The sequence below is a fragment of the Asticcacaulis currens genome (assembly GCF_028550395.1).
In the GTDB taxonomy this organism is placed as follows: domain Bacteria; phylum Pseudomonadota; class Alphaproteobacteria; order Caulobacterales; family Caulobacteraceae; genus Asticcacaulis; species Asticcacaulis currens.
Genome location: NZ_JAQQKW010000002.1, coordinates 207,835 through 222,208 on the forward strand (window position 1 = coordinate 207,835; position 14,374 = coordinate 222,208).

Consider the following 14,374-nt stretch of genomic DNA (forward strand, 5'->3'; position numbering starts at 1 on the left):
TTGCGTTGAATAATACGAAATTTCGCGCGTTATATAGAAAAAATCTATATCGGAGCGCGTAATGGATCGGGTCCTTTTGCAATTTCTGTCAGTCGCCGAAGCGGGGTCGATCAGCACTGCGGCCGAACGGCTGCATGTCACCCAGCCCACCCTCACCTTCAATCTGAAAAAGCTCGAACGCACACTCGGAGTCAGTCTGTTCTCACGCACCTCTCGCGGGATGCGACTGACGCCCTATGGTCAGACCCTGTATGAACATGCGCTCATCATGAAGCGGCTGCACGACAATGCCATGGCCGCCATCGAGCGTCAGAAAAATGACTTTGAGCACGGCATCAGCATAGGGTCCGGATACACCGCCTGGAAAGCCTTTCTGCGCGACCTCGTCTTCGACTACCGCGCGACCCATCCCCACGTATCGATCAATGTCAGCCTCAGCAATGTGCTGCGCCTGATGGATCAGCTTCTGGCCGGGGACATATTGATGTTCGTCGGCTATAAGGTGCCGGATCTCGACCCCAATCTCGGGACCACCTTCGCCCCGGTCGGTCGCCTGCAGGATGGTTTTTTTGTCCGCGAGGACCATCCTTTGCTGGCGCGCCCGCGCACTCAGGCCGAGATCAAGGCCTATCCTTCAACCATCGCCTTCCCCCGCGAAAGCCATCAGCAACGCCTGTCCAGTTCGGTCTTTACCGGCGGCACGGTGGGCAAGGCCTTTACTTCCAATTCCTTGCAGGCGTGTATCGACTATGCCAAGGGCACCGACGCGGTGCTTCAGCACGGCGACCTGCTGGCCGATGAGTTCGCGAAATCCGGTCTGCGGCAGGTGGAACTCTTGCCCGGCGAAGCGCCAGACCCGGTACAAATGGGGGTTTATGCCCTCAAGGAACGCAGCAGCGATCCGCACGTCATGGCATTGATCGAGGATATTCGTAGCCGGGCCGCCAAGGCCTATAGCCTCGACAATGCGTAACCTGCCAACACAGCGAATGTGAGAGACCAAGGAAATGGTGCCTGGAGCCGGAACGAAGAGTTTTCGTTAAGTTGTTGAAAATACCCACAAACTCAATTGTAACAATTCTCGGAAACCCCAAAAAAGACCCCCAAAATTTTCGCAAAAATGGGGACAGCGTAGGGAATCGAAGCCGCGCCAAGCGTCTGATTTACCACAACATTTCCAACACCTTAGCCACACGCACGAATGGTATCATATTAGCGGGGACATGCGGCTAAAATAGTCTTTGGTAGGCCGATATTCGGTCACATTCACGTTATTGCTTGCTAATTGCAGCCAATCCAACCGGTTCGGATGAGGTCCGATATGGCCAGCTAACTTAAACCGGTTTCGCCTTAAATCGCCAAAAGTTTTACTCTCTGGTCAACGGCTTCGGTCGTCTGACACCGTTCGGGGTACAGATCGACAAAATGGCCGTCTGGTCGTCCTCAGCGATCATCAGGTGTGTCCGTTTTCCTTTGCGCAAAATAGGACGCCGTTCCTGTTCGGCGTCAGCGTGAGCGGCTTTTATGCCTGGAAAGGGCGCGCCCCCAGCCAGCGTCAGCAGGATGATATGCTGCTGATGGCACATATCCGCTCGCAGTTCGTCATGTCACACGAAACCTATGACAGCCCGCGTATGACGGTCGAATTGCAGGAAGACGGCATCGAGGTCGGGAGCCGTCGCGTTGCCCGCCTGATGCGCGACAACGGTCTGAGGGCTTTGCCGAAAAGGCGTTCCAAGAAGACGACTGGCAGCCATCAAGGTGGCCCCCTATATCCTGAACCAGGACTTTGAAGCGTCCGCGCCTGACCAGAAATGGGGTGTCGATATCAGCTATATCTGGACGGGGGAGGGCTGGCTTTAACTGGCCATCGTGCTCGATCTTTATTCCCGCCGGATTATCGGCTGGTCGGTCAGCGGCCGGATGAAGCAGGACCTCGCCCTCTATGCCCTGCAGCGCGCCATTGCCATCCGCAGACCGCCGCGTGGCGTTATTCATCACTTCGACCGCGGAAGCCGATATCCTCGCCCGAAAACCACGCATGTTCGGGCTTTACTGCAACAAACCTCATACTTGGCCTAGAGGCTTCTTCGGCGATAGCCTCCGCGACTGCGACATCATTCTTCAGGCGCTTAACGAAGGGTTTGACATAAGCCGGCGGAATTAGTCGCACGTCGTGACCAAGCGCTGATATCGTTCGCCCGCAGTGGTTGGCCCTGGCGCAGGCCTCCATAGCCACGATGCAGGAGGGTTGAGACTGTAGAAAAGGCAGGATTTGAGAACGAGATAACTTCTTACGGAATACAGCGCTCCCATCCGAGCTGGCGCCCTGAAGCTAAAAAACCCGCTTTGCCAAATCTACACCGATAATGCTAACCTTCTTCATGGATGCTGTCTCCTTCAAGTGACGTTGTTGGAAACATCACTTTGGCAAATTGCGATGCCGTCGGGAGGGGGCATCCACTCCATCAATTCTCGGCGAAAATTAACAGAGAGGGGTCGCTATGGTAACTTTCACACGTATCTTCATCTCACCCCGGAAAAGCCGAACCGAATTTGTATGAAAAATTGATTTTAGATGATTTTATGTCGTCGCCCGCGCGTGCTGGCGACAAATAGTGATTCAAAGGAAGAAGGGTCACCCCTTCTAGGGCAGCCCCTTCATGGCCGCGACGCGTGCAGGTTAATCGCGCTGCCGGTCATATAATATCAAGCCGTTCCGTATCGTCAGGTCGCCTTCCTTCTTGCTATAGAGAACTGAAAAGAATGACACGGACTTGATCATAGTGAAGGGATCCGCATCGAGCGGACAGAATCGGATATCGAGTCTGAGCTCCCTGGCCTCGCGGTTTCTGCTGACCAGCTGGTTTATGGCGTCTTCTGGCGCCCCTTCCTTAACGCGATAGAAAACAAGCGCGTCTATGTCCTTAGGTTGAGTCTGCGTTCCCAGGCGCCTAACGAATCCACCGCCGATCAACGCGCCAGGAATGTCAAAACCATCCGCCTCAAGACGCCCGGCGAACTTCTCAAAGGTCTCAAGAAGAAATATACGGACCGTATCGTCACAAAAAGCCCCGAAGAGGTCGCTCCGGGAAATCCGATAGGGGCTCGAATTCATGGGCGAACTGGCGCGCTCGGCCTCAATGTAGGGCGGAAACCCTTTGCGCAACAACGCAGGTAAATCATGAGGCATCGGTGCTTCCCGTTTCGGCGCTCGCTCGGCCCTTTGTCTGTTGTTGGCTCCCTGCCAGATCGCTCGAATAAAACTCCACCAGGCGCAGTATGGCCCTGCACAAAGGCTCCCAAGCATTGGTGAGTTCGGCGCGGCGCATCGCCAATTCGAAATTGCCTTGCGTGGCGTGGATCAGGGCGCCCAACGGTATAGGCCCATGAACCAGAACCCCCGATCTCATCAGGTCCAGGTTGAACAGAGCGCGCGCCAGTCTGCCGTTGCCATCCTTAAACGGATGAGCATTCAAAAGGGCCACAAGTATCCAGAGTGGTCGGATGGATGCGTCCTCAGGAGAGGCGTTCCAGACCGAGCAAATCTCCTGCAAGGCCGGCCTCAATGCCGGCGGCCCCACAAACTCCTGGCTTCTCCCGTTGCGATCGGGCGCCGTGAAATGGCGAAAGCCCCGCACGAATTGAGCCGGCAAACCGAGACACTTGCCATTCCAGCTCTCTAGCCGCTCCACGGTCAATGGCTGCGCCAGCTCAGGCAGAGTTTCCAAAATGAAGGTTTCGGACGGCGCACGCCTTAGAAACGCTGATCGGTCCCACTTCGGCGACTCAAGGTAGGCACTGAGCTCATCGTCAGTCAGCGCTTTCAACTGCCGTGTTTTCTCGGCTCCCTGGCGCCCGTACCAATCCGCTTCGTTGCCTACCGTCTTGGGCAATGCGGGTAGAAGCGCCATGAGCTTCAGGGTATCGGCCCACATCGCCCTGGCTTCAACGCTCAAATAGGCATCCTGATAGCGGAGAACCCGACGCATTCTTCCCCCTACGATTCAGTACCCGCGGGCGTAATTGACGAAAGACCTGCGCCAGAACTGGGCCGTGCGACATGGGGCGTGACAAACTGACCCGCGCAGATATCGAATACCTTGTCGGCATTTCGAATAGTTTCGGGCCGATGAGCAATAATGATCCGCGTCACCTTGAGTTGCTTCAGGCTGGCGTTGATACGCGCCTCATTCTGAACATCGAGATGCGAAGTTGCCTCATCAAGAAACAGAATTTTGGGATGCCGATAGAGGGCCCGGGCGATCAGCAATCTTTGTTTCTGGCCACCTGAAAGCGCGCCGCCCATATCGCCGACGAAAGACTCAAGCTTCATGGGCATAGCCATGATCTCATCCTTTAGACCAGCCATTTCAAGGGCTGTCCAAACACGGTCTATATCGATGCGCTCGTCAAAGAAGGCCACGTTCTCAGCAATCGACCCGGACAAGAGCTCATCGTCCTGCATCACCACCCCGAAGGCCCTTCGCAAGGTCTTGGGGCTCCAGGCAGCCAACGGGCGCCCATCGATCCGAACCTCACCGCCTGTCGACGGATAAAGACCCGCGATCACCTTAAGCAGGCTCGATTTGCCTGCGCCCGACGGCCCCACAATGGCAATCATCTCTCCCGCCCTGATTTTCAGGTTGAGGTGACGAAAGACATACGGATCATGCGGCCCGTAACGAAAGCTGAGATTCTCCAGTTCAATCTCACCCCGGAACTCGACATCCTGTGTGTCGAGGACGTCGATACTCTCCTCTTTTGGCGTTAGGACGATGTCGGCCAAGCGATACGAATAGATGTCATTGAGCTTCCAGTTGATGAGCTGTTCGACATTACTGGTGATGGCGCTTGTGAACTGGCCCTTGTAGGCCATGAAGGCGAAGAGAACCCCTACTGTCATGTCATTGGCAATTATGGCGCGTGCGCCCAAGAAAACAACGAGTGTCGTGGCGACTGTATCGACCGCCTGGTGAATACCCCCAATCACGAGCGTGAATCGCGCACTCACGAGGGTCTTCGTGACGACACTGGCATAGCGATTTGACCATTGGGTTTCCTGCTCGCCCTCGGCCGACATGACCTTGATCGTTTGAATCGCTTTGATGGTTTCGATTCGCTTTCCGTTCTCCGAAATGCGCGCCGTCAGGTTTTCCGCCTGAAGGCGCAAGGAGGTCGAAAGCGAGAGTAGCCTGACGGCGATGTAGATCAATGTCGCAGCCACGACACACAGACCGAGCGGCCAGGCAAACACGAACATCATGATCAGTGTGGCAAGTGCGAGCGCGCCGTCGATCAATGAGCTGATCAGGGCACCCGACACTTGGTCCCGAATGGGGTTGATCGCGTCGAAGCGCGACATGGTATCGGCCAGGCGTCGCCGCTGAAACCAGCCGAGCGGGAGCCGGACGAGGTGCCTGAACAGGCGCAGGCTCATATCCCAACTGAGAACGGCGGCGATCTGTTGCATGGCGAAGCTGCGGAGCAGTCCCGCCCCGGCGTTGAATAAACCAAACAGACCGAAACCTATGGCCAGGGTAATCAGGAGTTGCTGGTCTCCCTTGAGCGCCGCCTGGTCGATGGCGAGTTGCATGTAAAATGGCGCCGCTACCATATAGGCCTGCAAGACGAGAGACAGAAGGAGGACCTGAGCTAAGCCGCTGTAAAGATCGGGCGTCAGGCGTATCCATGACCAGACGCTCAATGGACTTTTCTCGCTTCTTTTCCTGAAGCTGGGAGACGCTGAAAGCTCCAGCGCAACGCCGGTAAAGCGCTTACCGACATCGCCCAGACGCAAACGCGTGCGTCCTCGGGCCGGATCGAATATGACAGCATGCTTGCCAGCCGCTGTCTCCAACACCACAAAATGGTTCAGCCCCCAGTGCAGAATGGCCGGCAATTTAAGGGCGGTCAGTTCGTCCACTTCACACTTCACGCCCCTAGCATGCATATCCAACGCGGTCGCGATTTCTGAAAGCTGCCGAAGTGTCAGACCGCGGCTTGAGACAGGAAAGCGCCGGCGGAGCTCAGCCATATCATGGTGCGCACCGAGGCGTGCGGAAGCCTGCGCGAGACAGCACAATCCACATTCCGTCGCCTCCGTTTGCATGACATCCATCGCTCCCCCTTCCGATCGAACCCGAAGAAATGATTGCTTAAGGCGTGAGCGTCGTGTCGAGCGGCGTGGTCTCGACAAAGTGCTTATTCTTCTTCAGGTAAGCGAACGACTCGCCATCGAAGCCATAGTCGAACTGGTGCAAGTGCCTGAACCCGATGATGGCGTCGAATTCGGCAGGCAATCTGGCCTGCTCATCGAGCACACTCACATAGGTCTCCTTGAAAGCCGCGGCACCGTACGACACGTCTTTCACCCTGATCACCTTGCGGGTATAGGCGTTGCCAAAAGTATCCTTCGAGGTGAAGGTCTTAAAGTTTGGGTATGCCTCCAAAAGTTTCAGTCTCGACGCGGCCTGCTGCGATATCTGCAGCTCCGGTTTCGAACCCGTGTCGATCAGGGCGTTGAGCCAGCCCTGCCCTACCCTGACCGGGATAACAATTCGCCGAGAGGCGGCTGGTGACTCCTTGATGAATTTCGCCGCGATCTTCGTGTAGTCAGGCCCAGGCTCAGCTGCGCCGTTCAAAACGATCGCCTGTGCCTCAAAACTCAATGTGCACTTCGACGCGGTTAGGAGTGCGGCTGAAATGGCCCCGGCCGCGATCGCGTCCCTCAAACCAACCATGTCCACCTGCTTTATAGGCAGACCGCCGTCGAAGTTCACGTTTGTGCATCGAAAGACGTTGACCGATTGTGACGCTCCGGTAATTCCCTTCAGCTGAATTTGCCGCACCTCGGGCAGCTTATAGAGCGCCGCGAGGTCTTCCTTGATGCCCATAAAGCTGGCTCCTGTATCAAGGACGAAGGGCACCTCTGGGTTTTCGCCGATCGATAGTTTGACGATCAGTCGACCGCTGGCGACCGCGAAGGGAATTGTGAAGGTGTTTGCACCCCAAGATGGGGGCGCGGCCAAACTTGCCACACCGCCCAAGACAATTACGCGTCTATTTAACATGTCATGACCTCCATCTACTATGTTCCGCGGTCAGGCGGGGCGTTCTGATCTTCGCGACGAGAACGGCAAGCGTGCAGGCGACGGCAACGGCAACACCCGGCATCTGGCCCAGATAGGAGGTCGCAAGGCTGATCGCGAAATGAACCCCGATTGCATACAACAGGCGCACCGGGCCACCGCGAAAAGCCGCGATAATGGCGGACGTGCTGAAATGAGTTAGCGCAATGATCGCCAGTTTTTCACCATTCAGCGACCCCTCCCTCTCGAAATAAATAGCAAAAAGGAGGGTCGATGGAAGGGAGAGCAGGAAAGCACCCCATAGTGACTTTCGATCAATCAGTCCGGATACCACGAACTTACATAAGGGAGATGTGACCGGGTTGAGACTCACCGTGGCCAGCACGCTTAGGAACGGCAGAGTCGGGGCGGCCGCCGATAGAGCGATCGCAAGGCCAAAATTGAGGACATGGTTCAGTAGGGCCGCCAGAATGCCGGCCCAAAAAGCTCTGATGCTGCTAATCATGGACCGCCCCGCGTCTCTTTAAGATTAATCGTCACCCGGGCGATTATCATCGCCCTGAATCGCGTCGATTATACCGGACTCCAAACCAATATTCTCGATGAAGTCTTCATGACTATTGTTCTCGCTTCGACCAGGATCGAAGTATCCTTCATCGACCGCCTCCTGATACAGGGTGTTGTAGGCGTCGGTCATGTCACGATCGCCGTCACCATCGGTGTCCTTGTAACCTTTGTTTTCCCACAGCCGATCCCACGCATCCATCAAATCCCGGATCGGATTGCCCGGAGGCAGTTCGAACGGGTCACGGGTATCATATCCGCCAGCCACCAATTCCATTTCCATCGCACTCAACGCTCTCATACGATATCTCCTTAGTGGAAGTTGCCTCCTATTAGCCCGCCGCCCGTTTTTGGGCGGCGATAAGAGGATCTAGCAGCCAGTCGAGCAAGGAGCGCTCGTCCAGAACCAGATCAGCGGTCAGACGCATGCCCGGCATCAGCGGCCAGGATCGTCCGTAAGCGGTGAGGTCGTTGCGATCGAGCGCCACGACAATTTTGTACATCTGCTCATCCGTCTCTATCGGTACAGGCAGATCGGCGGGCATAACCGGCGCTGTCGACACCTCGACCACCTTCCCCTCGCCAACGCCAAAGGTCTGGTAAGGAAAAGCATCAAACATCACACGAACCCGGTCACCTTTCCGAACAAATCCCACCGCACGCGATGGCGCCCAGAGCTGAACCACTTGCGACCGTCGCGCTGTTTCCGGGACAATCATCGCCAGTGACTGACCCGAATTGACAATATCACCCGCGCGGGCCTGAACACTCGTCATCCTGCCGCTCTGAGCCGCAACGATATGTCCGCCTTGGCCGGAAGCTTCGGTCAGTCGCTTTTCTTCCATCTGCGCGCGCGACAGGGCCAGGTCGGCCTCAGAAGACGCTATCTGCGCCCGCAAGCCCCTGATCTGGCGCTCGATCTGTTGAATCTGGTTCTGAGTTTGCTGGATGGACTGTTCTGACTGCACCAGACTTTGGCGTGCGAGGAGTAATGCGTCCTCTCGTTGGCGCAACTGAACGGCTGAGACGAAACGCTGTTCAAAGAGTTCCCGTGACGACTTCACGGTGCTTTCCAGCAATATGACGCGATCGGCCTGAATAGCCTTCTGTTTTTGAAAAGCCGCGACATCCGCTTCCAGCCCATCGCGTCGGACCAGTAGAGCGCCCGCATCTTCGGCCAGTTGGGCTTTCCGCAGACGAACTTGCGTTTGGGTCGCACGATTCTGCGCGTCTGTGGTGGCATTGATCCGCTCGGACAGTTTGGCGCCGTCCTCCAGAGTGACGTCGTATGAAATCGAAAAAAGCGCCTCACCCTTGCGAACCGCTTGACCACTTTTGACAAAAACCTCTTTGACCAAACCCGACCGCATAGGCGAGACGCGGACAACCCCGTCATCGGGAACGACCGACCCGAGAACCGTTTCCTTCTTCGTATAGTTGGCCAGGCAAATAAAGGTCGCAGCGCTTGCAAAAACCGCGATGAAGAATCCGACCAGAATCCAACTCGTGAGACCGAAATAGCTTGCAGGGCTCCCCCAGCGTTGTCGCGCATGGTCGACGGCTTCAGATCGCAAAAGCTCGCTGCTCATGGCGCCCCCCACCTTTCAAGCGTTAACCGCACGTTAGCATACACAATCATGACGAAATCAACTTAAATTTTCGCGTCCGTGATAACGAGGCTGTGAGGTGCGCCAATGCTAGGTCCTGTTGATAAATGGAATAGGCAGCTGGCCCGCCTTGAGCTGAAGTTACGTCTTAAAGCAGGTCAACTGGGTTCGCCTCACGCAACCACCCATCAGAGTAATCACATTCTGCCAAGGTAATTGCCCACCTCCCTGGCAGACTGGCTATGCGAGCATGAAGTTTCCGTCGACGAGTCTTCGGATGGCGGCATAAGGGGTTTCGCCGCTCAGGCGGGCGGTCCCTGTGTGGAGCCGGAACCACTTTAAGCACCCAACTATTTGAATTTGCTCCATTTTCTTGTTGTAACAATTCGATCAGCCCCCAAAATGGACCCCCAAAATTTTCGCGAAAAGGGGGAAGCCCAGGGAATCGAACCCGCGCCAACCGACTGAATTATTGCAATATTTTCATTCAATTACCCAAACGGATAAACGGTACCATCTTAGCGGGAACATACGGTGAAAATGGGCTTTGATAGCGCCAAATTCGCTCACATTCGCGTTACATTGTCTGCCCGTCACAGATCGCGGCGCTTTAACTAAGGTAGAATGAAACCGAGCGATCACAGAACTTTCAGGGTGGTCAAGTGCTTTAATCGCCTCAAGCTATCCTTCCAGCTCCAACAGTCTAAATTTTCGCTCCAGGCCCCAGGCATACCCCCAAGCTTGACCACTTCGCCGCACTACTCGGTGGCAAGGAATAGCAACAGCCATCGGATTCGAAGCGCAGGCGGCGGCGACCGCCAAAACTGATTTTCTGCCTCCGACCCGTTGCGCCAGTTCTGAGTAAGAAATCGTCTCTCCGACCGCGATTTCCCGAAGTGCCCGCCAGACACGCTTCTGAAACGCCGATCCTCGCAAATCCAAAGGGAGTTCCGCACCTTGTCTGGGATTTTCGACCATACCGACGACGGTGGCCACCATCGCATCGTAGTGCGGGTCAGCACCGATTAGGTCAGCGAAAGGAAATCTGTCTTGCAGGTTGCCAAGCAGAGTTTCAGGATCGTCGCCCAGAAGAATGGCGACCACCCCCTTGTCGCTGGATGCCACGAGGATGTGTCCGAGCGACGATAAGCCTATGGCAAACCTAAGCACCTCGCCGATACCGCCTTTCCGGTAGCGATCGGGCTTCATACCCAATATCTTCAGAGAGGCCTCATAGAAGCGGCCGCTTGACCCAAAGCCAGCATCATAAAGCGTGGCGGTCACGGTCTGCTCCCTCGACAGGTTACGGCGAACGCGCGCACCTCTCTGCTCCTGGCTATAGGCTCGCGGTGTCAGCCCCGTCGCCGCCTTGAACAGCCGGTGAAAATGGCTCGGGCTTATGCCGAGTGCTTGCGCCAGTTGGCCTGCCGTAAGAATTTGCTCGCTGCGATCCATTAGCCGGCAGGCGCGGGCCACAAGCCGCAGGTGTTCGGTTTCCAGTGTCTCGCCCTCGGCGCTGCAACGGCGGCAAGTTCGATAGCCTGCCGCCTCCGCCATCGCTGGGGTGTCGTAAAATCGCACGTTACTACGATTTGGCAGACGCGCGCCGCACGAGGGACGGCAGTAAACACCCGTCGTCGTAACGGCGCGCACAAAGACGCCATCGGCCTTTCGATCGCGGCTGCAGGTCTGGCACCAGCGTTGTTCAAACAGCGCTTTCGAAAAGCTGGAATGATCGTCAGGCATCGCCCACCTCTATTGAGCTTCGCGTACGACGGCGCCAAAAGGGTTGTCGATCAGGTAGCGCCATTTGCCGTCCGGGCCGCGTCGGGCAATATCGGTCGCCGTCGCTGACATGTTGATCTCCGTGCCGTCGCGCGCTGTGCCGATGTAATCCCAGTCCAGAATGAGGAGGCAGGTGTCGCCGGCGACGAAACGATGGCGTTCAGTGATCCGCATTTGAAGGCCCAGGCTAAAATATTTGGCGAGTTCCGCGCCGATGGCGTCGCGGCCTTGCTGTGGTGTACCCGAAGGATCAACGATCAGGCCTTCTGGCTCATAGAAGCCCAGCATGGTATCGACGTCGAGGGAGTTGAGGTGCGCGAGTAGGTTGGGAACAATGTCCTCGGGCCGTTCGGCGAGAGTGAAAGTCTGGGTCATAGGATGGCTCCAATATCAGGAGGGCAGCGACAGTGCCGCCCGGTCGACGGTTTGCCACACCCTCTCCCTCAAAAAACTCCGGAGTCTGCTTTTCGAATTCTAAGGACTGAAAATCACAAGCTAACGCCGGTAAGGCGCTCGCTCAGCGTCCAAAGGCGCTCGGCATTCTCTGGATCGCAGGCGTAGTTCGCGACACCGAAGGTACGGTCGTCGGGCACGGCTGGGCGGGCGATATCGCAGTCTTCGCAGTACACGCCGCCCATCCCGTCGAGTTGCGTACTCAGGGCGCACCAGACGATTGCGCCGGCGCCAGTCTCGACCGTTTTGAACAGGCTCGGGTCTTCCATTGTAAACGATCCGTCGGCGTTGCGGGTCACACCTGAGGCCGCAAGGTCGTCATCGCTGAGATGGCGCGACAGATCGCTCGGAATGGCACCCGGATGCACGGAGAATGCGCGAATATTGCGTGGCTTGCCGCGCCGATCCAGCCCCACAGCGAACAAGGCATTGGCGGTCTTCGATTGCCCATATGCCCCGTTTTCGTCGTAGGTCCGGTTCTCATAGTTCGGGTCTTCAAAATGCACATGGTCAAAGCGATGTCCGCGCGATGAGACGGACACGACCCGGGCGCCACCGGATGCAACAAGAGCTGGCCATAGACGATGGGTGAGCTGAAAGTGGCCGAGATGGTTGGCGGAAAATTGCAATTCATTGCCACGGCCGTCCCGCTCAAGCGTAGGGACCATCATGATACCGGCGCTGTTAATCAGGTAGTGCAGTGAACTTCCAGAAGACAGGAAGGCATCCGCAAACGCGTCGATGGAGGCCGGATCGGTCAATTCAAGTGGCAGGGTTTCGACATCAAGCCCCTTCAAGTTCGTGCTTGCTTTCTCTGGGGAGCGCACGGGCACAATGACGGTGGCCCCGGCCTGGCTAAGGACACGGGTCGCTTCAAGACCCAAGCCAGAATACCCGCCTGTGACGATCGCCACCTTACCTGTAAGGTCGTGCCCCCGGACCACTTCGGCTGCCGTCGTCTCGCGGCCGAACCCAGAGTTGATGGGTGATTGTGGTGTCGTCATTGATCTGGCTCCGGATTATGTTTCGACTACTGCGCGGCGATTGAATGGCCAGCGTAATTGGCTTTGGACCTGCGATAGAGGCTGATGCGGTCTTCGATCTCGTGACGGAAATGGCGGATCAGGCCTTGTATCGGCCACGCGGCGGCATCACCAAAGGCACAGATGGTATGTCCCTCCACCTGTGTCGTGACATCGAGCAAGGTGTCAATTTCCGAGGGATCGGCGTCCCCTTTCACCATGCGCTCCATGACACGCCACATCCATCCGGTGCCCTCTCTGCAGGGCGTGCATTGTCCGCAGCTTTCGTGTTTGAAGAAATAGCTCAGCCGGGCAATGGCCCTAATCACATCGGTCGATTTATCCATGACGATAACCGCCGCCGTACCTAGTCCGGACTGAAGCTTGCGAAGCGAGTCGAAATCCATCAGCAGATCCTGGCACTGCTTTGCCGGTATCAAGGGCACCGATGCGCCGCCGGGAATGATAGCCTTCAGATTGCCCCAGCCGCCTCGTATCCCGCCAGCGTGGTCGTCGATCAGTGTCCGGAACGGGATGGACATCGCCTCTTCGACCACGCAGGGGCGTTCGACATGGCCAGAGATGCAGAACAGTTTCGTGCCGGCATTGTTTGGCGCGCCGAAGGAAGAAAACCAGTCGGCGCCGCGCCGAAGGATGGTCCCGACAACCGCGATAGACTCGACATTGTTCACTGTTGTCGGACAGCCATAAAGCCCGGCACCAGCCGGAAATGGCGGCTTAAGACGCGGCTGACCCTTCTTGCCTTCAAGGGATTCCAGCAGCGCCATTTCCTCTCCGCAGATGTAAGCCCCTGCACCGTGATGGACGTAGAGATCGAAATCCCAACCATGGACATTGTCCTTCCCGATCAGCCTTGCCTCATAGGCCTGCCTGACGGCCGCTTCCAGTCGCTCACGCTCGTGAACATACTCGCCTCGGATGTAGATGTAACAAGCGTGGGCACGTGTGGCGAATGACGCGATCAGACAGCCCTCGATCAGGAGATGCGGGTCGTGGCGCATGATTTCCCGGTCCTTGCACGTCCCCGGTTCAGATTCGTCGGCATTGACGATCAGATAATGCGGTCGCTCCTTTACCTCCTTCGGCATGAAACTCCACTTCATACCTGTAGAGAAGCCGGCGCCGCCTCGGCCGCGGAGACCAGAGGCCTTGATATTGGCGATGATCCAGTCGGGGCCACAGGACAAAATAGCCCGAGTTGAATTCCACGCCCCACGGCGAAGCCCGCCCTCCAGACCCCAGTCGTGGAGGCCGTACAGGTTCGTGAATATCCGGTCCTTGTCTTCCAGAACGCCAACCATAGGAAGCCCCTCGTGTGTATAGGATGGATAGGAGCGTCAGACCGCTCCTATCCGAGACTTAGACGGTCGCCTTGACCGGCAGACGGAAAGGCGATCCCAAGCGGTTAAAGGCGTTCATGGCCGCGATTGTGATGGTGAGGTCGACCAGCTCCTTGGGAGAGAAAAATGCCGACGCTGCCGCATAGGCTTCGTCCGACGCGTGGGTCTCGCTTACCAGCGTGACTTCCTCGGCCCACGCCAGCGCCGCGCGCTCCTGCTCGGAAAAGAGATGCGGCACCTCATCCCAGACCGGTACGAGCAAAACCTTGTCGACCGACATGGTCTTGCGCAGGTCACGGCTATGCATGTCGATGCAATGGGCGCAGCCGTTGATCTGGGAGACACGGAGAAAAATCAGGTGAATGAGTTCTTCGGGCAGGCCCGTGCCCTTCGTCACATATTGGTGGACGGCGAAGAGTGCCTTGGCGCCTTCCGGGGCAACCTCAGACCAGTTCATGCGTGTCATAATCTTAATTCCTTTGGCGAGCGGA

Annotated in this window: 13 protein-coding genes and 2 pseudogenes; 2 read left to right on the forward strand and 13 right to left on the reverse strand. The window is 56.8% G+C overall.

What is annotated here, in order from left to right:
* Window positions 1-61 precede the first annotated feature (61 nt).
* On the forward strand, window positions 62-973 hold the full coding sequence (locus tag PQU94_RS04060; RefSeq protein WP_272740220.1) for a LysR family transcriptional regulator: 912 nt from the start codon (window positions 62-64) through the stop codon (window positions 971-973).
* A gap of 445 nt (window positions 974-1,418) precedes the next feature.
* Window positions 1,419-2,022 (forward strand): annotated as a pseudogene (locus tag PQU94_RS04065) (IS3 family transposase); the annotation flags it as partial.
* Between the two features lie 22 nt (window positions 2,023-2,044).
* Here PQU94_RS04065 and PQU94_RS04070 read toward each other — a convergent pair.
* The 13 genes and pseudogenes from PQU94_RS04070 to PQU94_RS04130 form a co-directional block, all read right to left on the reverse strand.
* Window positions 2,045-2,386, reverse strand: a pseudogene (locus tag PQU94_RS04070) (IS110 family transposase); the annotation flags it as partial.
* Between the two features lie 297 nt (window positions 2,387-2,683).
* Complete coding sequence (locus tag PQU94_RS04075; RefSeq protein WP_272740221.1) at window positions 2,684-3,193, reverse strand: DUF6932 family protein; 510 nt, start codon at window positions 3,191-3,193, stop codon at window positions 2,684-2,686.
* Window positions 3,183-3,992 (reverse strand): Fic family protein, encoded by an 810-nt coding sequence (locus tag PQU94_RS04080; protein WP_272740222.1) that lies wholly within the window; start codon window positions 3,990-3,992, stop codon window positions 3,183-3,185. The genes PQU94_RS04075 and PQU94_RS04080 overlap by 11 nt, the downstream gene beginning before the upstream one ends.
* 8 nt (window positions 3,993-4,000) lie before the next feature.
* Window positions 4,001-6,121: a peptidase domain-containing ABC transporter gene (locus PQU94_RS04085; protein WP_272740223.1), complete on the reverse strand. Its 2,121-nt coding sequence runs from the start codon at window positions 6,119-6,121 to the stop codon at window positions 4,001-4,003.
* 37 nt (window positions 6,122-6,158) lie between these two features.
* Entirely contained in the window at window positions 6,159-7,073 is a 915-nt protein-coding gene (locus PQU94_RS04090; RefSeq protein WP_272740224.1) for a pepsin/retropepsin-like aspartic protease family protein, read from the reverse strand.
* A gap of 1 nt (window position 7,074) precedes the next feature.
* On the reverse strand, window positions 7,075-7,596 hold the full coding sequence (locus tag PQU94_RS04095; protein WP_272740225.1) for a hypothetical protein: 522 nt from the start codon (window positions 7,594-7,596) through the stop codon (window positions 7,075-7,077).
* A 24-nt stretch (window positions 7,597-7,620) separates the two neighbouring features.
* A complete protein-coding gene (locus tag PQU94_RS04100) occupies window positions 7,621-7,956 on the reverse strand; it encodes a hypothetical protein (protein WP_272740226.1) in 336 nt (111 codons plus the stop codon).
* A 31-nt stretch (window positions 7,957-7,987) separates the two neighbouring features.
* Window positions 7,988-9,244: an HlyD family secretion protein gene (locus PQU94_RS04105; RefSeq protein WP_272740227.1), complete on the reverse strand. Its 1,257-nt coding sequence runs from the start codon at window positions 9,242-9,244 to the stop codon at window positions 7,988-7,990.
* 699 nt (window positions 9,245-9,943) lie between these two features.
* Window positions 9,944-11,008, reverse strand: coding sequence for a bifunctional DNA-binding transcriptional regulator/O6-methylguanine-DNA methyltransferase Ada (gene ada, locus PQU94_RS04110; protein ID WP_272740228.1), 1,065 nt, complete (start codon window positions 11,006-11,008; stop codon window positions 9,944-9,946).
* Window positions 11,009-11,017: 9 nt separating this feature from the next.
* Window positions 11,018-11,422 (reverse strand): YybH family protein, encoded by a 405-nt coding sequence (locus PQU94_RS04115; RefSeq protein ID WP_272740229.1) that lies wholly within the window; start codon window positions 11,420-11,422, stop codon window positions 11,018-11,020.
* A 113-nt stretch (window positions 11,423-11,535) separates the two neighbouring features.
* Window positions 11,536-12,504, reverse strand: coding sequence for an SDR family NAD(P)-dependent oxidoreductase (locus PQU94_RS04120; protein WP_272740230.1), 969 nt, complete (start codon window positions 12,502-12,504; stop codon window positions 11,536-11,538).
* Window positions 12,505-12,530: 26 nt separating this feature from the next.
* Window positions 12,531-13,844 carry an NADH-quinone oxidoreductase subunit NuoF gene (nuoF, locus tag PQU94_RS04125; RefSeq protein WP_272740231.1) on the reverse strand — a complete coding sequence of 438 codons (1,314 nt, stop codon included), beginning with the start codon at window positions 13,842-13,844 and terminating at the stop codon, window positions 12,531-12,533.
* 58 nt (window positions 13,845-13,902) lie between these two features.
* A complete protein-coding gene (locus PQU94_RS04130; protein ID WP_272740232.1) occupies window positions 13,903-14,349 on the reverse strand; it encodes a carboxymuconolactone decarboxylase family protein in 447 nt (148 codons plus the stop codon).
* Window positions 14,350-14,374: the final 25 nt, after the last annotated feature.